Origin of the sequence: Larkinella terrae (assembly GCF_009668025.1) — a bacterium.
In the GTDB taxonomy this organism is placed as follows: domain Bacteria; phylum Bacteroidota; class Bacteroidia; order Cytophagales; family Spirosomataceae; genus Larkinella; species Larkinella terrae.
Window position 1 is genome coordinate 384,524 of record NZ_WJXZ01000009.1, and the last position, 19,143, is coordinate 403,666.

The window sequence follows — 19,143 nt, forward strand, 5'->3', positions numbered from 1 at the left end:
CAGCCCATCTTATTTACCGCCGGGGCGCGATGGCCGAACTTCGATCTTGCTCGGCAGCGTCCGCGCGGGCATGTGAATCAGGTCGGCGACAATCTGGCCGATGTCTTCGGGCTGGATTTTCCAGGCGTCTTTTTCGTTCGGTTCGTGGTTGTTGAAATACGACGCCACGGAGCCTGGCATGATCGTGCTCACTTTGATTCCTTCGCTGCGCAAGTCGAGCATCAGCGCCTGAGAAAAGCCGACCAGCCCGAATTTGCTGGCGTTGTAGGCCGTCCCGTTTTCGAAGAAGTTGGTGCCTGCCAGACTCGAGATGGTAATAAAATAGCCTTCCGATTCTTTCAAAGCGGATAAAGTAGCTTTGATGGAGTTGAAAACCCCGGTCAGATTGATGTCGATCGTTTCCTGCCACTGTTCGGGTGTCAGCGACTGAATGGGCGCAAAATGGCCAACACCGGCGTTGGCAATTACGTAATCCAGCCGTCCCCATTGCTGCAAAACCGCATCGACGGCCTGTTGCTGGGATGCCAGATCGCGTACGTCGGCGGCAAAACCGAGCGCAAAACCGGCCTTGATTTTATTGAGTTCAGCCGCAGCTTTGTCTGCACCTTCCGCCGACCGGCTGGTGATGGCGACCCGAATTCCGTCTTTGATCAATACTTCGGCAATGCCGTAGCCAATGCCTTTCGAACCGCCGGTGATGAGGGCGGTTTTGATAATTTCTGCCATGTTTCTGAAATAAATTTGTTACTAGTCAGCTTCCGTCTGCTGGTTTCATAACCCGGAGATTTCGGGGAAAGTTTACGAGTGAACCCGATTATCAATTCACGAATCGAGAGAACAAATTTGCACTTCGTTACGTTTAAAAGGTATCGAATCGGGAATTTTCATCGAAGGTATATGAACAGACGGTTTGTCATATTGACGTGGTTGCTCCTGGTGGTGGCAGGATCGCTCGTTCAGGCAAAACCGGCGGTTCCCGCTTTTACCCCAGACCGTTCAACGGCTTCCTGCTTCAAATCGTCACATTTCGCATTTGCCCAACCCACCGATCATTTCTTTCCTTTAGAGTGGGTATTGCCAACGGACGATAATTCGTCCGGCAACGACCAGTCAACTGCATGCGGTTTTCCCAATGAATCCTATTTTAATCGGGGAAAATGGGTACTGGCATCGGAAACGGCCGGTTTTCGTTCTGAGCCGTTCCACAAGGCTTACCGGTCAACTCCGCTCTTTGTTCTTTTCCACACCTGGAAGATTTTGTGCGGGTAATGATACCGATTTTTTCCGCTGCTTAAACCGGAACTTGCATTAAATACATTGCTTACCATTTTAGTATTCATTTCATCCAATCGAATCGTCATGAAAACGCTTTTTCATGCCAATGGGATGGCTCCCCGGAAAACCACGATCAACCGTTGGGGTTTCCGCAGCAACGCATTGACAACCTTATTCATTCTGCTGAGTATTACGGTTTTCGGCCAGTCGAGCCGTCTGGAAACCCAGCAGGGTTTACTTAATTCCATCGCTCCCTACGATGCCGACATCCGGCAATCGATTCTCACCGCGGCCCAGTATACGCAGGTGCTGACGCAACTGCAGGACGTTCGCGAAGACACGCGCTCCTCGTTCGAAAACCTGATCAGCGGATTTGATCGTAAAAAACAGGGCTGGTTTTATGAGCTGACCCGGTATCCGGATCTGCTCCGGAAACTGGCGCAATCGCCGACCAATCTGAACCGCGATGCCATCGACCGGATGGTCCCAAATTCGGACGAAAACCTGCATGATGCCGCCTGGCACCTGTACCGAAATCACAACCGCGATCTGGTCAAGGCCGATGAGCTGAACCAACGGGCCGACCAGTCGTTCGATCGCTTGATCAGTCCCTTTGACGGATCGACCCAGGCGGCTTTCCGGCAGTTGCTGAATTTCCCGGATGCGCTGGTGACGCTGACGAACAACATTGATTTGACAGCGCAGTTGGGAGAACAGTATGCCGCCAATCCGAGTGATCTGAATCAGCAACTGGCTTCGCTGCACGACAGTCTGGCCGTTCAGCACGATCGCGAGGTGGCCGACTACAAACAGAAAATCGACGCCGACCCGCAGGCGGGTCGTGAACTCAATCAGGCCGCTCAGGCATTTGCGCAAACCAACGGATACATTCTTCCTCCGGCAGGTTACGCCGGAGGTATGATGTACGCGAACCCCTACTCCTACTGGTTTGGCTATCCGTACTGGTACGGTTCGCCACTCTGGTATCCCGGGGCTTACTGGGGCGGTTTTGGCCTTTCCTACGGACTGGGTGGTTTTGGATTGTACGGTTTTCCGGCGTTTGGTTTTAACAGCTGGTTCATTAACCGGGGCTATTACGCGTATCCCTACCTCTACAACCGGTTCGGAGGTTATTACCGGGGCATGCGGTACAGCAACCGGTTTGTGCCAAGTTATCGGGGATACGTGGGCTCGGCCCGGCCGTATTTCCGGAATGGCATGATGAGCCGGGGCGGCTTTTACGGAGGTCGCGTTGGAGCCGGTGTTAATCGCTCCTACAGCCCCGGTGGCCGGGTTGGTGCCTACGGAGGCAATTGGGGCGGTCGCACCTACAGCGGTGGTGGCTTCCGGAATGGCGGAGGCAATTTTAACGGGGGCGGCTTCCGCAGTGGCGGTGGCAGTTTCCGCAGTGGCGGGGGCGGTTTTCATGGGGGCGGTGGTTTCCACGGAGGTGGTCGCCGATAAGTTTCGTCCGCTATAAACACAATCAGGAGCCCGCAAAGCTCCTGATTGTGTTTTTGTCCAGCTGGAAAAATGCACAGAACCAGAAAAGTAATTACGATGGCCATTGGCCTTTTCCGGTTAGCAAACCATTTCTGTTTTTATGAAGCTACTCGTTTCCTTCCTCTTCCTGACCGTGTTTAGTGCGCGATCCGCCTTCGCCCAAACCATCCCTTCTAAGGTTTATTCCTGGGAGAAGGCTCCGGTCGAGAAAAGGGGCGGTTTTGAGGATCGGACGATTGTGGAAGGCACGACGCGGGATTTCAACAATTTCAGCGTTCACGGCATCACAATTCCGCCGAATCAGCCTTCCCGACCGGCTGAAATCCTGGAAGATGAAGCCATGATTATTGTCAAAACCGGTGAGCTGACGGTTTCACTCGGGAGCCGCATCAAAACCCTGGGGCCGGGCAGTGTCGTGCTGATCGTGCCCGGCGACGCCCACCGGCTGGAAAATAAAAGCTCGGCGCCGGTGACCTACCACGTCATGCGGTACACTTCCAAGGAGGTCCCGGACCTGGATCTGACCCGCATGGAAGGCGGTTCTTTCTGGGTCGACTGGAAAGATGTGGTGTACAAACCCAACACCAACGGCGGGCGTCGTAATATTTTTGACCAGTCTACCGTCATGTGCAAACGCTTCGAAATGCACGTGACGACGCTCAACGAGGGTTTATGGAGCCATCCGCCCCACACCCACCGGGCCGCCGAAATCCTGATGCTGATCGAAAATACCGCACAGGAAAGCATCGACGGCAAAATGCAATCGGCGCAGGTGGGCGACATTATTTTCCTGGAATCCAACGTTCCGCACGGCATTCTGAATACCGCCAAAGGCTCGTGTACCTATTTTGCGTTTCAGTTCGAGTAGCGGTTTTCCTCAACCGCGGGTCAGTTTCCGCAGAATCGCCACACTTTGTTCCAGCTCGGATTCGGTACTCGATGCAAAACCCAGTCGCGTGCTGTTGAGCCATTTCCCCGGCGGGTTGTGTGCCACGCCATCCGACAGCATCAGCCCGGCGGTTTTTGCTTTTTGAGCCAGTTCCACCAGATTAATTTCCGGAGCAAATGTCGCCCAAACCGCCAGGCCGCCCTCGGGTTGACTGAATTGTACCCCATCCGATAACTCATTGGTTACCAAAGAACAAAAATGAGCGCAACGTGCCGCATAGGTCTGGTGCGCTTTCTTCAGATGCCGTCTCATGTCTCCGTTGCGAAACAATTGCCCAACGGCAAACTCCAGCATCGAGTCGCCCTGCCGGTCCATAATGCGTCGCAATCGGGCCATTTCGTCGATCACGGTTTCGGGCGCCACCACGTAGCCAATCCGGAATGCCGGAGCCACCGACTTGGACAACGAACCGATGTAAATCACCATGCGGTGCGGATCGGCGCTGGCCAATGGCAAAATCGGCCGACGGAGGTAGTGAAACTCGTAATCGTAGTCATCTTCCAGAATCACAAAACCGTGTTGCCGACTCAGTTGCAGCAACCGAAGTCGCCGGTCGGGCGGGAGCGTAACCGTTGTCGGATAATGGTGGTGGGGCGTCACGTACACCAGCCGAACCGGGCGACGTTCGCAAATAACCGCTAACGCTTCCACATCGATGCCGTGCTGATCGACCGGAATCGTCAGTAATTCCGCTCCGGCTTGTTGAAAATTCATATTGGCTCCCGACCAGTTGGTTTCGCCCACCACCGCAACATCACCCGGTTTCAGAATGGTTGAACTCGTCAGGTAAATCCCCATCATGCTCCCGCGCGAAATGAGAATATTGTCCGCCGTGGTTCGCAAGGCGCGGGTTTCATTCAGAAAAACCGATAGTTCCTCGCGCAAAAGCCGGTTGCCTTTGGGGTCGCCGTAACCGAAGTGCTGCTGCGGATTTCCCCAGCGGAAATAACTGCGGTAGGCCCGGGCCAACTCGTCCATCGGAGCAAGCCGGATGTCGGGAAAACCGTCGTCCAGCCGCAATCCATCCGCCATCAGCAGCAAGGGTCGAATCAGGTGCAGTTTTGGTGTAAAGGTAAAACCGGGCTGCTCGCTTACAGATTCACTATCAACCTCTTTCCCAATAAATTGCGGTCGAACCAGCGGCAAATGCGTGGCAACATACGTTCCACTTCCGGCCCGTGTTTCGAGCCATCCTTCCGCCAGCAACTCGTCGTAAGCTGCGATAACGGTTTTGCGATGCAGTTGAAGCAATTCGGCCAGCTGCCGCGTTCCCGGCAATTTCTGACCGGCAGGCAACAACCCCTCATTGATGAGCCGGCGAAGTTGTTCGGCCACTTGCAGAAAAATCGATGCATCGGCGGTTTTATCAATAACGATCAGCGTTTTCAGCGGAATCATACCGGACTACTTCTATTATAAAAACCGGAGGATTTACATAGTCCGGTAAAGATGCAAATTTGAAGTCTATTTTAAAACCGTATACTGAAAACAATAAACAACCTGCTTATGCAAACTCCGCGCACTACGCCCAGCCGCTCCGCCAAGCGGGCGCATTACGATACCGAACGCATTTATTCCATTCTGGACGAAGCGTTATTTTGTACCATCAGTTACGCCATCGACGGGCAGCCCTGGTCAATTCCGACGGCTTTTGCGCGGGATGGCGATCAGCTTCTGATTCACGGATCGGTCGGGAGCCATTTCATCCGGGAAATTGAAAAAGGCATTCCGGTTTGCATTTCCGTCACGCTGCTCGACGGCCTGGTGCTGGCCAAATCCGGTTTCAGCCATTCTGTCAATTACCGCTCGGTGATCATTTTTGCCACTGCCCGAAAAGTGGAGGACCATGACGAGAAAGTTACCGCCTTCGTTCTGATTACCAATAAATTGATTCCGAACCGCTGGGATGATCTGCGCAAGGAAACCGCCAGTGAAGTGCGTAAGACGACGGTTCTGGCGTTTTCGCTGGATGAGGCTTCCGCCAAAATCCGGACGGGCGGTCCCAATGACGAACCCGAGGATCGGGAGTTACCGATCTGGTCGGGGGTTATTCCCCTCGAAACAGTTCGGCACGCGGCCATTCCCGACGAATCGAGCGTTTCCTTGCCCCTGCCCGATTATCTCCGCTGAGGAGCATTAAACAACAACACGATTGAACAACGGTTCTGGTTTGAGTAGGAAATTTGCGTTCTTAGGCTTACAAGAAGTCCGGCGGTTTTCATCCTGACTTCTCCTTCATGCTTTCCAGTGAAAACACTTCACCGGTCCAGCGGGCCAATTCCAAAACTAGAGTCGCCGGGATTTTCTGAAACAAGCCCCCGCACTGTCCGGTTTTCCGCTAAGTTTGCCGACCCTGGCCGAACAGACCAGTAAGGGCTTTATGTGGCGCGCTATTGGCCTCGGCGATTGGTTGTTCGATGTTGATAATGACACCGATATTGCTAAAATCTTACCGGCGGTTTTAGCTCTGGTGAAAGACCCGAAAGCCGCCAAAGCCAAAGCTCTGAAAGGCAAAAAGTTTGTCAACCAGCGGCAACAGGAGACGACGGTGGTTTTGAAAAAAACGCTTTCCATTTGACCGAATTTGTCTCCGAATAGTAAGCACGACACCGCAACCACTAATCCATCAAAAGCCCGAAGGGCTTTCCCGTGGATAACCCCGGATGCAATCCGGGGCCACCGACATCCCTGGACACACTCCATCGAATCCCACAACCCGCCAAAAGCCCGAAGGGCTTTCCCGTGGATAACCCCGGATGCAATCCGGGGCCACCGACATCCCTGGACACACTCCATCGAATCCCACAACCCGCCAAAAGCCCGAAGGGTTTTCCCGTGGATAACCCCGGATGCAATCCGGGGATACAAATGACCCAATTACTCGACAACCCCGAACGGGGTTGAATTATTGGTTCTCTATTAAGTCAACCCCGTTCGGGGTTGTCGTGGGGGCGATGGTGTCAGTAGCCCTGTGGGCCCGGATTGCATCCGGGGTTATCCACGGGAAAGCCCTTCAGGCTTTTGGCAGGTTGATGGCAGCGGTGGTGGCCAGGGGTGTCGGTGGCCCCGGATTGCATCCGGGGTTATCCATAAGGCAGCCCTTCGGGCTTTTGGCGGGTTGTGGGATTCGAAGGAGGGTGTCCAAGGGTGTCGGTGGCCCCTGATTGCATCCGGGGTAATCCATAGGGCAGCCCTTCGGGCTTTTGATAGGCTTTAGGTTGGAGGCTTCTCGGTGCGAAGTGAGGCAGGTGCGGTTTTTGGCGTTTTAGTCAGACTTTGGGGCGCCAACCAACTTGAGTAAATCCTGGTAGATGAGGTTATTTTTCCAGAATAACTGTGCCACCATACCGACGTGTTTTTTGCCCGGAAAAACTTTGTACTCGTGCTTCACGCCCAATTCCAGCAGTCGCTGGTGAAATTTCTGCGTACTTCTGATGATGCCCGGATACGTCCGGCTGCCGGTATAAAGCAGGATCGGCGGACCCGCGGCCGTAACCTGATAAAGTGCGGACATGGCGCGCCAGACCGTCGAATCGGTGCTGAACGGAACGAGGTATTGCTCATCGCCGGGAAACTCCATTTTCTTTAAGTAATCGAACATATCCAGCCCGGCGGGGTCGTCGAGAATAGCGCCTTTCACGGCGTTGAAGGGTAGTTTCCATTTTTCAAGAAGCTGACGGTCTGTGGCTACCAAAGCCGCCAGACCACCACCGGCGGAATGCCCCATGACGAAAATCCGGTTGGGGTCACCACCGTATTCGCCAATGTGCTGGGTCGTCCACAAAACCGCCCGGGCGCAATCGTCGGCCATCGCCGGAACCCGAACCGCCGGAGAAAGACGGTAATTGATCAAGACGGCCACCACGCCCTGTTTTGCCAGTCGCCGACCAATAAACGCATACAAGTTTTTGCTGCCGCTATCCCAATTACCGCCGTGAATAAAAATCACGACTGGCCGCAACTGAGCGGTTTTCTGGTTTGGCGCGTAGACGTCAAGCACGTGCCGCTCGGCGCTAAACTCTGGCGAATTGGGGGAAAGGTACGGAATGTCGTTGGTTCGTTCGCTGGGCCGGGCAATCGAGTATTCGTTGATCAAAAAAAGCAACGCGGTCAGGACGAGCAGTGCGGTCGGAATTTGCCAGAGAAAACGAAGCCAGGACATTGGCGTTTGAATTAAATTTTGGAAGGAGCCATTCCGTACGCCTTTTTAAAAGCAAATGAAAAATGGGACAGGTCTTCAAATCCCAGTTCCAGATACACATCGGAAGGAGCTTTGCCTTTTTCCTTGATCAGGAAATACGCTTCCTGCAACCTTCGGTGAAGCAACCAGCGGCTGGGTGACGAGTGAAATATTTTTTCAAAATCCCGCTTAAATGTAGCTAAACTTCGTCCGGTTAAATACGCAAACCGCTTCAATTCGACATTAAAATGAAAGTTTTTATTCATAAACCCTTCCAGATCAATTTTACCGGGTTCCGCAAAATCGAAAAGGACATTCTTTAATTCGGGATTAGCCTGCAAGATAATCAGAATGGCTTCTTTTAATTTTAACGCTTGCAGACTTGCCGGTATACTTTCACTCCCCTGTAAATACGGCATCAACGAATTCATATAACTTTGATAAAGCGGATTGTAATTGAGGTTTAAAACCGCATCATCATTTTTATTTCCTTCGGGTTCGATACCGTATTCCAAACTAAAATTACGTAAGGTTTCCTGATCCAAGTAAAGCGAAAGCGATTTAAATTCACCATTATCCGGTGGAGTTTTGTTAAATTTAACCAGGTGATTCCGTTTGCAGAAACGAATAGCTCCTTCATTAAATACGTACTCCTTATTGCCATCATTCATGACGAGTGTTCCCGCTATCTGATAACTTAAAATGTGTTCGGGAATAAACTGTTCCCCTTCGCGGCTTCTCGTGTAATAGCAGTTATAAACAATCTGCGGAGATTTAACCGCTTCCCGGTTTTCCATAGGTAAATCGTCAGAAAAAATCAGAGATGTTCTACGTAGGTAAAACATCCCTGAATCAAAATTCAATCAATTGACTGGTAAAAATTTTGTGTAACTCGAGCGGATGAAATTGACATATTCCTGATCAGGAAGGTGCGCCCTGGCAGATAGCCTCTTCTTAAAATCTTCATTACCAATTATATACCGAAGTGTATCCGAACCATCGGTTGCGGCTTCATAAATCACATCTGCCACTTGCCCGGCGGATACCAGACGGTGGGCAACCAATTCTCCGAACATCTTACCCGATGCCTCCAGAAAGGTATTGTAATCTGTCAATGTCGGATCATGGGCAAATTGTTCACGGGTGACGTTGCTGAAATTCGTCTCCGTGCCACCCGGTTCGATGATTTTCACCTTGATGTTCAACGGTGCCAGTTCAAAGGAAAGGGATTCTGAAAATCCCTCCAGCGCGAATTTAGAGGCCGCGTAGAGAGAAATCAACGGCAAGGTAAACCGTCCGGCACCCGAACTAATGTTGAGAATTAAACCGGATTTCTGCCGGCGAAAGTGGGGAAGTAACGCCCGAATTACGTTCATTACGCCGAACACATTGACATCAAATTGTTGGTAAATCTGCTCCGGATTAGTGGCTTCGAAGATTCCGTTCTGACCGTAACCCGCATTATTAATCACCGCATCTATTTTACCGAACCGATCCATTCCTGCCTGAATAGCCGACTCAATTGTAGCCGGTTTTTGCACATTCAGTTTGGCAATTAAAATCATTGGAAATTTCGTCAGTTCTTCTTCTTTTTCCGGATTCCGCATTGTTGCGATGACATTCCAGCCTTCATTCGCAAATTTCAGCGCGGCCGCTTTTCCGATTCCGGAAGATGCTCCGGTAATCAGGATGGTTTTATTCAGACTTTGCATACTAATTCTGGTGTGTGATGGTGTGTTACTTTTCGTTCAAAATGGTTTGTCCCAGCGAAGTGGCCAAAAAATCCTCCGCTTCGTCGTGATCGGTTGAAAGGCTGACCGGCATCCATTTTTCCAATTCGGCCATCCGGGCCACGTCGGCCTGTTTGAGAATTCCGACCGCTTCACTTCCCAAAACCAGATGAATCGGCGGTTCGGGATGTTCAGCAAGTTCAACCATTACCTGAGCGGCTTTTTCGGGATCACCGACCGGCACAAACTGGCCACTTTTAATAAATTCAATCCGTTGACCAACGGTCGTTTCGTAGCCCTCGACCTGAGCGGCATACGTCATGGAATCGCCCGCCCAATCGGTCCGAAAACCGCCGGGTTCAACGCTGGTTACGTGTATGCCGAGGGGAGCAACTTCCTTAGCCAGAGCTTCGGTAAAGCCGCCCAGACCGAACTTAGCCGCCTGATACATCGTCAAGCCCGGATTACCCACGCGACCGCCCACCGAACTGATTTGCAAAATCCGCCCGGATCGTTGCCGACGCATATGCGGCAAAACCGCCCGGGTGATTTCAATGGGAGCATACAGATTCGTTTCGAGCTGACTCCGCACCTGCTCCACCGTAAAGGCTTCGGCCGCTCCAATAATCCCAAAACCGGCATTATTCACCAGCACATCGATCCGCCCGAAATGAGAAACCGCTTCGTCAACGGCCTGATGAACCTGCTCATACTGAACTACATCCAGTCTTATCGGATAAATCTGACCGGGATATTTTAAAACCAAATCATCAAGGGCACTTATGTTTCGGGCCGTGGCTGCCACCCGATCGCCTTTTGCCAAAACCGCTTCCGTCAAACTGCGTCCCAATCCACGAGAGCTTCCGGTAATAAACCAAACTTTTGTCATTGCCTTTATTTTTATTTTTGACAAAGGTCGGCAGAAACGACACGTTCCACTTTGTTGAAACGCTCAAAGGTGGTTTGTTGGAAAGCTCAATATTTAAAGAATGGTTTTTTATGGCTGGATGGCTAAATGGTTAAAAATGGATGGCTGACGCGTTCATAAGCGTGCGTCAGCCATCCATTTTTAACCGTTCAAACCATCCAACCATTTAAATTTGAGCAGCCGCCGATTTATCCAGAAACCAATGCACATCGCCTTCGGCGGAACGGATGAGTTGGGCGGGGTGGTTTTCGATGTCTTTGGTGCCGTTGAGGACGGATGCGACGGCTTCGGCTTTGCCCGAACCGTACACCAGAAACGCCAGTTGGTACGCCAGATTGATTAGCGGGGCGGTCATCGAAATGCGGTAAACATTCTGGTCAGGCAGAAAAACCGCCTTGACTGACACGGACGTATCGTGCAAAATGGGCGTGTGCGGAAACAGCGAAGCCGTATGCGAATTGTCGCCCAAACCCAGCAAAACCAGATCAAATCGAACCTGTTCGGCCTGGTACCGCTTCCGAATGGCTTCGGTGTATTTTTCGGCGGCCTCGTCTGGCGGCAGGCTGGTATCGACCGTAAAAATGTTTTCCGCTGGAATACGCAGCGGATCAAATAAGGCTTTTTTCACCATCAGCGCATTGCTGTCCGGATCGTCGGCGGGAACATAGCGTTCGTCACCAAAGAAAAAATCGACTTTTTTCCAGTTCACCCGGCTGCTGTAATCGGGCGAAGCGAGCAGTTCATACAGTTTTTTCGGCGAACTCCCACCCGACAGCGCCACCGAAAACCGCCCGGTTTCGGCAATTGATTCGGTGGCCGTCCGGACAAAAAAGTCGGCCAACGCCAGGACGGTGGCGTCGGCCGTTTCAGAAATATGCAGAATGGGCTGGCTCATCAGTGTTTCCCGTTAAGCGGCAGCGTAAACCAGTGAAAACCGTCCTGCGCAATCAACGCTTCCGCGTTTTCGGGGCCCCACGAACCGGCGGGGTAATTCGGGAAGCTCAGGCTTTTCTTGCTTTCCCAGGCGTGCAAAATCGGCATGATCAGGTCCCAGGCGGCTTCCACCTGATCGCTCCGCATGAACAGCGTCTGGTCGCCCAGCATCGTGTCGAGCAACAGGGTTTCGTAAGCTTCGGGCGGTTTTCCGTGGTAGGTGCCGCTGTAATCGAACACCAGATCCACCGGATTCAGCGTCATGTCCAGCCCCGGCCGTTTGGCCTGCATCTGCAAGCGAATGCTCATTTCGGGCTGAATGCTGAAAACCAGACGGTTTTGCTGCCAGTTTTCGGCGGCTTCGGACGGAAAAATCGAGTGCGGAATGTTCTTGAACTGAATCGAAATCACCGAGGCCGACTGGCTCAAATGTTTGCCGGTGCGGAGGTAAAACGGGACATCCTGCCAGCGCCAGTTGTCGACAAAAAACTTCACGGCGGCAAAGGTTTCGGTGTTCGATTCGGGATTCACTTCCGGCTCGTCGCGATAGCCCGGTACTTCCTTGCCTTCGATCCAGCCGTGGCCGTATTGCCCCCGAACGGCCGAAAACCGGATCGCGTCGGCGTCGAACCGACGCATGGATTTAAGAACGTCCACCCGGCGGTTCCGGATTTCGTCGGCGTCCAGGTTGATCGGCGGTTCCATCGCAATCAGACAGAGCAACTGTAAAATGTGGTTCTGCACCATGTCGCGCATCGCTCCGGCGCCGTCGTAGTAACCGCCCCGATCTTCGACGCCCAGTTGTTCGGTGACCGAAATCTGGACGTGATCGATGTAATTGCGGTTCCAGATCGGCTCGAGCAGGGCATTGGCAAACCGGAACGCCATGATGTTCTGTACGGTTTCCTTGCCCAGATAATGGTCGATCCGGTAAATCTGTTTTTCGTCGAAAATGCCCTGCAACAGCTTATTCAGGGCTTTTGCCGACTCCAGATCGTGGCCGAACGGTTTTTCAATCACAATCCGGGTGCGATCCATGCCTTCTTTCGGGCATTTTTTCGCAATGTTATCCGCAATGATCGGAAAGAAATTCGGCGCAACAGCCAGGTAATAAATCAGGTCGGCTTTCTCGTTCCAGGCGGTTTCGTACGACTCAATCCGTGACCCCAGTTCCTGGTACGTTTTGGTGTCTTTCAGATCCGAAACCTGGTAATAAATGTTCGGGCTGAAGGCGTCCCATTGCTCTTTTTGAGCTTTTCCGCTGCGCGAAAATAGGTTGACACCTTCCAGCAATTTTTCCCGAAACTCCTCGTCACTGAGTTTCGTGCGGCCGGTTCCCACGATCGAAAAATGGTCGGGCATCCAGCCGTCTAAGTAGAGGTTGTACAGGGCCGGAGCCAGTTTTCGCCAGGCCAGATCGCCGGTTCCACCAAAAATGATGAACACGGTTGGCTGCGGTTTACTCGTTGATTTCATGGTTTACCGGGAAATGGCGTCCAGTGGGTGTGGAAAACGCCTTCTTTGTCAATGAGTTCGTACGTATGCGCCCCAAAATAGTCGCGTTGGGCCTGAATAAGGTTCGACGGCATGTTTTCGCTGCGGAACGCATCGAAATACGTCAGCGTTGCCGCGTAGGCCGGGAGCGCAATGCCCGCCGAAACCGCCTTGGCAACCACCGTCCGCATGCCCGCAACGCTGTCGTTAACCAAACCGGCAACGGTTTCGTCGAGCAGCAGATGCTCCAGGCTCGGCGCTTTTTCGTAGGCGTTAAAAATATCGTTCAGGAAAGTCGCCCGGATGATGCAGCCGCCCCGCCAGATTTTCGAAATCTCGGCCAGATTCAGGTTATAACCGTATGAAATAGACGAACGATACAGCAAATCAAGTCCCTGCGCGTAAGTCAGGATCGTGCTGAAATACAGCGCCTGTTCGATGGTTTTCAGAAACTCTTCTTTATCAACGTCCAGTGGCGCGATGGGCTGATCGTACAGCTTGGCGGCTTTAGTTCGCAGCGCTTTGTATTTGGACAGATCGCGCATGGCCACCGCCGTATCGATCGTCGGAATGGGCACTTCCAGATCCATGGCCACCTGTGAGGTCCATTTGCCGGTTCCCTTCGATTTCGCCTGATCTTTGATCCGGTCGAGCAGGTATTGATCAGCGCCCGGTTCCCTGAATCCGAAAATATCGCGCGTTACTTCAATCAGGAAGGATTGCAAACGGCCTTCATTCCACTCGGCAAAAAGCGCGTGCAGTTCGCCCGTGTTGAGCTGAAGTCCTTTGCGCAACACCTCGTAGGTTTCGGCAATGAGCTGCATCAGGCCGTATTCGATGCCGTTGTGCACCATTTTAACGAAATGGCCCGAAGCCCCCGGCCCGATGTAGGTCACGCAGGGAGCGCCGTCCACTTTGGCGGCAATGGCGTCGAAGATCGGTTTTAAGGTCAGGTAAGCGCCTTTGTCACCGCCCGGCATCATGCTCGGCCCTTTGCGGGCACCTTCTTCACCGCCCGAAATGCCCATCCCGAAAAAGTGAAACCCTTTTTCATCCAGAAATTTATCCCGAACAACGGTATCTGTAAAGTGGGAATTGCCGCCGTCGATGATGATGTCGCCGGGTTCGAGCAACGGCAGCAGATTTTCGATGACACTGTCGACCGGTTTTCCCGCCGGAACCAGCATCATGATGGCCCGCGGTTTCGTCAGGCTCTGCGTCATGGCCTTCAGATCGGTAAATCCTTTCACCGGTTTTCCTTCGCCTTCCTTTTCAAAACCGGCCACCTGATCCGGGTTGATGTCGTAACCGGCGACCGGAAAACCGTGGTCGGCCATGTTCAGCAGCAAGTTACGGCCCATTGTGCCCAGGCCGATCATTCCAAAATTATAGTTCGTTTCTGCCATTGAACTCGTGCAAGTTTATCGGTTGGTTTTTAAGTTTTTCCAGAATGGTTTTAGTCGATTCAAATCCCTGGTGCTGCATGGCATTGATGCCCAGTTTACGGGCGGCCTCGACCAGCATAAACCGATCGTCGAAATACAGACACTGCTCCGGACGTGCCTGCGCTACGCCCATCGCGAGTCGGAAAATGCCGGGATCCGGTTTCCGCATCCCGACTTCGCAGGAGGAAATAAAAGCGTCGAAACAACGGTGCAGCTTGTACTTTTTGATGCGGTATTCGTTCAGTTCGCGCCCCTCGTTGTTGATCGAAATAATCCGGATATCCCGGTTTTCTTTTTTCCACTCGATCAGCCATTGCAGCATATCGGGCAGTTCGAGCGATTGCGCAAACATGAACGCCTTGAAATCCTCCCGCGTAAAGTCGCGTGGCTGATTGAAGACAACCGTGTCCAAATACTCATCGAGTGTGATTCGACCAATTTCGTAGGTATTGAACATAAAATCGTGCAATACATCCATTTCCAGGTAATCGAACCCGAACTCCTTAGCCGCTTTTTGCCGCGATTCGTGCCCCCAGCCGTTGGTCAGAAGCACACCGCCAACATCCAGAAAAAGTATTTTGAGCGGTGCCAAATCCATTTTCAGGCGGTTTCGAGGGCTTTTTTCTGCGTGTCGATGGCCGCCAGCAGTTTTTCGTACGGTTTATTGAATTTTTCGATGCCTTCGTCTTCCAGTTTCTGCGTAATCTGGTCGATGTCGATGCCCACCGATTTCAGTTTTTCCAGCGTCGCCGTCGCCTTGTCCAGATCGTTTTCCAGGCGGTTTTCGGCTACCCCGTGATCACGAAATGCAACCAGCGTTTCCATCGGAACCGTATCGACGGTATTGGGGCCAATCAATTCTTCGACGTATTTCGTATCCGGAATGTCCGGGTTTTTGCTGCTCGTGCTGGCCCACAGCAACCGCTGTGGTTTCGCTCCTTTTTCCTTCAGTTTGGCAAACCGCTCGCCGTTGAAGACGCGTTTGTAGATTTCGTAGGCTTTGCGGGCTGAGGCAATTGCCACCTGAGCCTTTAGTTCGGGTGCTCCTTTTTCGTCCAGTAGCGGATCGACCATGACGTCAATACGGCTCAAAAAGAAACTCGCCACCGAAGCAATTCCGTCGATCGGCTGCCCAGCCGCCACGCGGGCTTCCAAGCCGGAAATGTAGGCATTCGTTACGGCTTCGTAGCGATCCAGGCCAAACAGCAGCGTAACGTTGATGTTGATGCCTTCGCTGATGGCCGTTTGAATGGCCGCCAAACCGGGTGCCGTTCCGGGAATTTTGATCATTACGTTTTCGCGATCGACGGCTTTCCAAAGTTCCCGCGCCTGTTGAATGGTGCCTTCGGTATCCAGCGCGAGAAACGGCGAAACTTCCAGGCTCACGTATCCGTCAGCGCCCTTTACTTCTTCTTCATAAACCGGTTTAAACAGATCAGCCGCCCGCTGAATGTCGCTGACGGCCAAACCGTAAAAAATATCTTCGTTGCTCTTGTCCTCTTTTGCCAGCTTTTTGATGTCCTCATCGTAATCGGAACTGCTGCTGATGGCTTTTTCGAAAATCGCCGGGTTCGACGTGATGCCGCGCACGCCATCTTCGTCGATCAGCTTTTGCAATTCGCCGGAGTCCATGATTTTCCGGTCGATAAAATCCAGCCAGATGCTCTGGCCAAACTCATGAATCTGTTTAACACGATTGGTAGCCATGTGTAGTTTATGGTTTTTTGTTTATGGTTGGAGTTCCAATATTGCTGGTTGGTTCTGATGCTTGGATGGTGTAAATGGTTAAAAATGGTTGGCTGGCGCACGCTTATGAACGCGTGCGCCAACCATTTAGCCATCAGAACCATCCAGCTATTAAAACCTATTTATTTTCCAGACTAATCACTTTCTTCAATCTTCGCAAATGCCGTTCGGCACCGCTGAATCGGGCTTCGAGGAACGTCTGGACAAATTCTTCGGCGACGCGATTACCTGTAATACGTCCGCCGAGGCAAATTAAGTTCATATCGTCGTCTTCTACACCCTGATGCGCCGAAAAATGGTCGTTGATCAGAGCCGCCCGCACGCCCGGTATTTTGTTGGCCACAATGGCCGCTCCTACCCCGCTTCCGCAAACCGCTACGCCCCGCTCAACGTCCTGACTGGCGACCGCCTGCGCCAGCGGAATAATCAGATCCGGGTAATCGTCCAGACTATCCAGCCGATAAGCGCCATAATCAACAACATCGTATCCCAGATTGGTCAGAAAATCGCGCAGCGTTTCTTTGAGATCGAAACCGCCATGATCTGCGGCAATGCCTATTTTCATGAGAGAGGAGTTTACATTTCCAATTACTTCGTTAGCCTCACTTCGTTATTCGGTGTTCGTTATTCAGTATTCGATATTCATTTATCACGTTTTAAATATTGAATATCGAATAACGAACACCGAATAATGAAGTGAAGTTTAAGATAACAATGCCTTGGCTCGCTTCACCACATTTTCCACCGTGAAGCCGAACTTCTTAAACAAATCCTCCGCCGGAGCCGATTCCCCAAACGACGTCATGCCCAGAATATCGCCTTCGTCGGTGATGTATTTATACCAGCCCATGTAGGCTCCGGCTTCCACAGCCAGGCGCTTTTTCAGCGTTTTCGGAAATACTTTTTCCTTGTAAGCAGCATTCTGCCGATCGAACAACTCGAACGAGGGCATGCTAACCACCCGGGCAGCAATGGACTCTTTTTTCAACTGCTCCTGCGCCTGCAACAACAATGAAACTTCCGAACCGGTGCCAATCAGAATTAAATCGGGCTCTTTTTCGGAATCCGACAAAATATAAGCACCTTTTTCCAGCTCCGTCGCTTTGGTGTATTTTTCCTGATCAATAACCGGCAAACCCTGGCGGGTCAGCACAATTGCCACTGGGCCGCCCGGATGCTGAATGGCAACGCGCCAGGCCTGAGCGGTTTCGTTGGCATCCGCCGGCCGGATAACCACGACGTTGGGAATAGCCCGCAACGCCATCAAATGTTCGATGGGCTGGTGGGTGGTGCCATCTTCGCCCAAACCGATGCTGTCGTGGGTATAAATGTAAATGGGCCGGAGTTTCATAATGGCCGCCAGCCGGATGGTCGGACGCATGTAATCGGAAAAAACCAGGAACGTGGCACCGTACGGAATTATACCTTTCGTGACGGCCAGTCCGTTCAAAACCGCTCCCATCGCGTGTTCACGGATGCCAAAGTGGAAAATGCGGCCTTCCCGGTTTTCGGTCGAGAACGATTTGTAGTTTTTCAGATCCGTATCCGTCGATGGCGAGAGATCGGCGGAACCACCGATCAAATGCGGCAGATCGTCGGCGATGGCATTCAGAACTTTGCCGGAAGCTTTCCGGGTTGCAATCTTCTCCCCGCCAGCCGGAAAAACCGGTATCTTTTCTTCCCAGCCTGCGGGCAATTTCCCGTTGCTGGTGAGCTCGTATTCGGCCGCCAGCTCGGGGTATTTTGCTTTATAAGCCTTGTACAGCTCATTCCACTCGGCTTCCTTCTTCGCCCGCTCCTTACCGATTTTCCGGTAATAATCAAGCACTTCATCCGGCACGACGAATGATTTTTCGGGGTCGAATCCGAAGTTTTCCTTGACCAGTTTGACTTCATCCGGTCCCAAAGGCGAGCCGTGGGCCTCTGCTGTATCTTCTTTATTCGGACTACCAAAACCGATGTGCGTCCGGACCTTGATCAACGAAGGGCGCTTGGTTTCGGCCTGCGCGGCTTTTACCGCCAGCGAAAGGGCTTCCAGATCATTGCCGTCCGGTACGACCTGCACATGCCAGCCGTACGCCAGAAACCGCTGCGCAACATCCTCCGTAAACGTTAGATCCGTGCTGCCTTCGATGGAAATGTGGTTATCGTCGTAGAAATAAATCAGGTTGCCCAATTGCAGGTGAGCAGCCAGCGAAGCCGCTTCGGACGTGATGCCTTCCATCATGTCACCGTCGCTGCAAATGGCGTAAATTTTATAGTCGAAAATCGGGAAGTCCGGTTTGTTGTAGCGGGCGGCCAGGTGATACTGTCCGATTGCAAACCCGACACCGTTGGCAAAACCCTGTCCGAGCGGCCCGGTCGTGATTTCGATGCCCTTCGACAAACCGTATTCGGGGTGGCCCGGCGTCTGGCTATCCAACTGCCGGAACTGCTTCAGATCGTTCATACTCAGCGCATAACCGGTCAGGTAGAGGTAGCAGTACTGCAGCATGCATCCGTGGCCCGCCGACAGAATAAACCGGTCGCGGTTGGGCCAATCCGGATTTTCCGGATTGTAGTTCATGGCTTCCGACCAGAGAATATGGCCCATTGGAGCGGCACCCATGGGTAAACCGGGGTGGCCGGAATTGGCCTTCTGAACGGCATCAGCGGCCAACACCCGAACGGTATTGATACTAAGCTGTTCAATCGATTGAGTCATGGTTTTCATTGACGTACGGGGATCATTTGTAAATTGGTTTAACCTGTCGCTAAAACGGTTTGTTCATTAAGATTTGATTATATCGACTTTAAAGAACGTTATTTCGCGGAGTTCAGCGGAGGAAAAAGGAGTTAAGCGGAGGGAATTTCTTTTTTCTCCGCTGAACTCCGCGAAATAACCGACTTACTAGTACCGGTTTTCCCAATCCGGTGGCTCTAAGTGGAAGGCGAACGTAGAGCCGAATGTAAAAAATTTC

Annotated in this window: 19 protein-coding genes; 5 read left to right on the forward strand and 14 right to left on the reverse strand. The window is 52.2% G+C overall.

Annotated elements, in window-relative coordinates:
* Nucleotides 1–9: 9 nt before the first annotated feature.
* Nucleotides 10–726, reverse strand: coding sequence for an SDR family oxidoreductase (locus tag GJJ30_RS16120; protein WP_154176191.1), 717 nt, complete (start codon nucleotides 724–726; stop codon nucleotides 10–12).
* Between the two features lie 171 nt (nucleotides 727–897).
* On the opposite strand from GJJ30_RS16120, the gene GJJ30_RS16125 reads away from it, so the two are divergent.
* The 3 genes from GJJ30_RS16125 to GJJ30_RS16135 all read left to right on the forward strand — a co-directional run bounded on the left by GJJ30_RS16125 (nucleotide 898) and on the right by GJJ30_RS16135 (nucleotide 3,646).
* A complete protein-coding gene (locus GJJ30_RS16125) occupies nucleotides 898–1,269 on the forward strand; it encodes a hypothetical protein (protein ID WP_154176192.1) in 372 nt (123 codons plus the stop codon).
* Nucleotides 1,270–1,359: 90 nt separating this feature from the next.
* Nucleotides 1,360–2,739, forward strand: a complete 1,380-nt coding sequence (locus GJJ30_RS16130; protein WP_154176193.1) for a hypothetical protein — start codon at nucleotides 1,360–1,362, stop codon at nucleotides 2,737–2,739.
* A gap of 139 nt (nucleotides 2,740–2,878) precedes the next feature.
* Entirely contained in the window at nucleotides 2,879–3,646 is a 768-nt protein-coding gene (locus tag GJJ30_RS16135; RefSeq protein ID WP_154176194.1) for a cupin domain-containing protein, read from the forward strand.
* A gap of 9 nt (nucleotides 3,647–3,655) precedes the next feature.
* Here GJJ30_RS16135 and GJJ30_RS16140 read toward each other — a convergent pair whose 3' ends face one another.
* Nucleotides 3,656–5,125, reverse strand: coding sequence for an aminotransferase-like domain-containing protein (locus GJJ30_RS16140; protein WP_154176195.1), 1,470 nt, complete (start codon nucleotides 5,123–5,125; stop codon nucleotides 3,656–3,658).
* A 108-nt stretch (nucleotides 5,126–5,233) separates the two neighbouring features.
* On the opposite strand from GJJ30_RS16140, the gene GJJ30_RS16145 reads away from it, so the two are divergent.
* Together GJJ30_RS16145 and GJJ30_RS32195 are read left to right on the forward strand one after the other, a co-directional pair.
* Nucleotides 5,234–5,857: a pyridoxamine 5'-phosphate oxidase family protein gene (locus GJJ30_RS16145; RefSeq protein ID WP_154176196.1), complete on the forward strand. Its 624-nt coding sequence runs from the start codon at nucleotides 5,234–5,236 to the stop codon at nucleotides 5,855–5,857.
* Nucleotides 5,858–6,107: 250 nt separating this feature from the next.
* Nucleotides 6,108–6,305: a hypothetical protein gene (locus GJJ30_RS32195; protein ID WP_205880570.1), complete on the forward strand. Its 198-nt coding sequence runs from the start codon at nucleotides 6,108–6,110 to the stop codon at nucleotides 6,303–6,305.
* Between the two features lie 435 nt (nucleotides 6,306–6,740).
* Here GJJ30_RS32195 and GJJ30_RS32520 read toward each other — a convergent pair whose 3' ends face one another.
* The 12 genes from GJJ30_RS32520 to tkt form a co-directional block, all read right to left on the reverse strand.
* A complete protein-coding gene (locus GJJ30_RS32520) occupies nucleotides 6,741–6,872 on the reverse strand; it encodes a hypothetical protein (RefSeq protein ID WP_262885375.1) in 132 nt (43 codons plus the stop codon).
* Between the two features lie 120 nt (nucleotides 6,873–6,992).
* The gene (locus tag GJJ30_RS16155; RefSeq protein WP_154176197.1) at nucleotides 6,993–7,889 is read right to left on the reverse strand and encodes an alpha/beta hydrolase; all 897 of its coding nucleotides are present in this window, start codon (nucleotides 7,887–7,889) and stop codon (nucleotides 6,993–6,995) included.
* Between the two features lie 11 nt (nucleotides 7,890–7,900).
* Nucleotides 7,901–8,704: a helix-turn-helix domain-containing protein gene (locus GJJ30_RS16160; protein ID WP_154176198.1), complete on the reverse strand. Its 804-nt coding sequence runs from the start codon at nucleotides 8,702–8,704 to the stop codon at nucleotides 7,901–7,903.
* A gap of 66 nt (nucleotides 8,705–8,770) precedes the next feature.
* Nucleotides 8,771–9,619 (reverse strand): SDR family oxidoreductase, encoded by an 849-nt coding sequence (locus GJJ30_RS16165; RefSeq protein WP_229313168.1) that lies wholly within the window; start codon nucleotides 9,617–9,619, stop codon nucleotides 8,771–8,773.
* Between the two features lie 25 nt (nucleotides 9,620–9,644).
* A complete protein-coding gene (locus GJJ30_RS16170) occupies nucleotides 9,645–10,526 on the reverse strand; it encodes an oxidoreductase (RefSeq protein WP_154176199.1) in 882 nt (293 codons plus the stop codon).
* Between the two features lie 205 nt (nucleotides 10,527–10,731).
* Nucleotides 10,732–11,460 (reverse strand): 6-phosphogluconolactonase, encoded by a 729-nt coding sequence (gene pgl / locus GJJ30_RS16175; protein WP_154176200.1) that lies wholly within the window; start codon nucleotides 11,458–11,460, stop codon nucleotides 10,732–10,734.
* Nucleotides 11,460–12,974: a glucose-6-phosphate dehydrogenase gene (gene zwf / locus GJJ30_RS16180; RefSeq protein ID WP_154176201.1), complete on the reverse strand. Its 1,515-nt coding sequence runs from the start codon at nucleotides 12,972–12,974 to the stop codon at nucleotides 11,460–11,462. The genes pgl and zwf overlap by 1 nt, the downstream gene beginning before the upstream one ends.
* On the reverse strand, nucleotides 12,971–14,398 hold the full coding sequence (gnd, locus tag GJJ30_RS16185; protein WP_154176202.1) for an NADP-dependent phosphogluconate dehydrogenase: 1,428 nt from the start codon (nucleotides 14,396–14,398) through the stop codon (nucleotides 12,971–12,973). Before gnd ends, zwf begins: the two co-directional genes overlap by 4 nt.
* Nucleotides 14,379–15,035: an HAD family hydrolase gene (locus tag GJJ30_RS16190; RefSeq protein WP_154176203.1), complete on the reverse strand. Its 657-nt coding sequence runs from the start codon at nucleotides 15,033–15,035 to the stop codon at nucleotides 14,379–14,381. The genes gnd and GJJ30_RS16190 overlap by 20 nt, the downstream gene beginning before the upstream one ends.
* Before the next feature lie 2 nt (nucleotides 15,036–15,037).
* A complete protein-coding gene (tal, locus tag GJJ30_RS16195) occupies nucleotides 15,038–16,144 on the reverse strand; it encodes a transaldolase (RefSeq protein WP_154176204.1) in 1,107 nt (368 codons plus the stop codon).
* A 157-nt stretch (nucleotides 16,145–16,301) separates the two neighbouring features.
* The gene (locus GJJ30_RS16200) at nucleotides 16,302–16,748 is read right to left on the reverse strand and encodes an RpiB/LacA/LacB family sugar-phosphate isomerase (RefSeq protein ID WP_154176205.1); all 447 of its coding nucleotides are present in this window, start codon (nucleotides 16,746–16,748) and stop codon (nucleotides 16,302–16,304) included.
* Between the two features lie 138 nt (nucleotides 16,749–16,886).
* Entirely contained in the window at nucleotides 16,887–18,896 is a 2,010-nt protein-coding gene (gene tkt, locus GJJ30_RS16205) for a transketolase (RefSeq protein WP_154176206.1), read from the reverse strand.
* Between the last annotated feature and the right edge of the window lie 247 nt (nucleotides 18,897–19,143).

Coding starts and splice junctions, on each gene's coding strand:
- GJJ30_RS16120 (WP_154176191.1), bottom strand. CDS start 726: ATGGCAGAAATTATCAAAACCGCCCTCATCACCGGCGGTTCGAAAGGC.
- GJJ30_RS16125 (WP_154176192.1), top strand. CDS start 898: ATGAACAGACGGTTTGTCATATTGACGTGGTTGCTCCTGGTGGTGGCA.
- GJJ30_RS16130 (WP_154176193.1), top strand. CDS start 1,360: ATGAAAACGCTTTTTCATGCCAATGGGATGGCTCCCCGGAAAACCACG.
- GJJ30_RS16135 (WP_154176194.1), top strand. CDS start 2,879: ATGAAGCTACTCGTTTCCTTCCTCTTCCTGACCGTGTTTAGTGCGCGA.
- GJJ30_RS16140 (WP_154176195.1), bottom strand. CDS start 5,125: ATGATTCCGCTGAAAACGCTGATCGTTATTGATAAAACCGCCGATGCA.
- GJJ30_RS16145 (WP_154176196.1), top strand. CDS start 5,234: ATGCAAACTCCGCGCACTACGCCCAGCCGCTCCGCCAAGCGGGCGCAT.
- GJJ30_RS32195 (WP_205880570.1), top strand. CDS start 6,108: ATGTGGCGCGCTATTGGCCTCGGCGATTGGTTGTTCGATGTTGATAAT.
- GJJ30_RS16155 (WP_154176197.1), bottom strand. CDS start 7,889: ATGTCCTGGCTTCGTTTTCTCTGGCAAATTCCGACCGCACTGCTCGTC.
- GJJ30_RS16160 (WP_154176198.1), bottom strand. CDS start 8,704: ATGGAAAACCGGGAAGCGGTTAAATCTCCGCAGATTGTTTATAACTGC.
- GJJ30_RS16165 (WP_229313168.1), bottom strand. CDS start 9,619: ATGCAAAGTCTGAATAAAACCATCCTGATTACCGGAGCATCTTCCGGA.
- GJJ30_RS16170 (WP_154176199.1), bottom strand. CDS start 10,526: ATGACAAAAGTTTGGTTTATTACCGGAAGCTCTCGTGGATTGGGACGC.
- pgl (WP_154176200.1), bottom strand. CDS start 11,460: ATGAGCCAGCCCATTCTGCATATTTCTGAAACGGCCGACGCCACCGTC.
- zwf (WP_154176201.1), bottom strand. CDS start 12,974: ATGAAATCAACGAGTAAACCGCAGCCAACCGTGTTCATCATTTTTGGT.
- gnd (WP_154176202.1), bottom strand. CDS start 14,398: ATGGCAGAAACGAACTATAATTTTGGAATGATCGGCCTGGGCACAATG.
- GJJ30_RS16190 (WP_154176203.1), bottom strand. CDS start 15,035: ATGGATTTGGCACCGCTCAAAATACTTTTTCTGGATGTTGGCGGTGTG.
- tal (WP_154176204.1), bottom strand. CDS start 16,144: ATGGCTACCAATCGTGTTAAACAGATTCATGAGTTTGGCCAGAGCATC.
- GJJ30_RS16200 (WP_154176205.1), bottom strand. CDS start 16,748: ATGAAAATAGGCATTGCCGCAGATCATGGCGGTTTCGATCTCAAAGAA.
- tkt (WP_154176206.1), bottom strand. CDS start 18,896: ATGAAAACCATGACTCAATCGATTGAACAGCTTAGTATCAATACCGTT.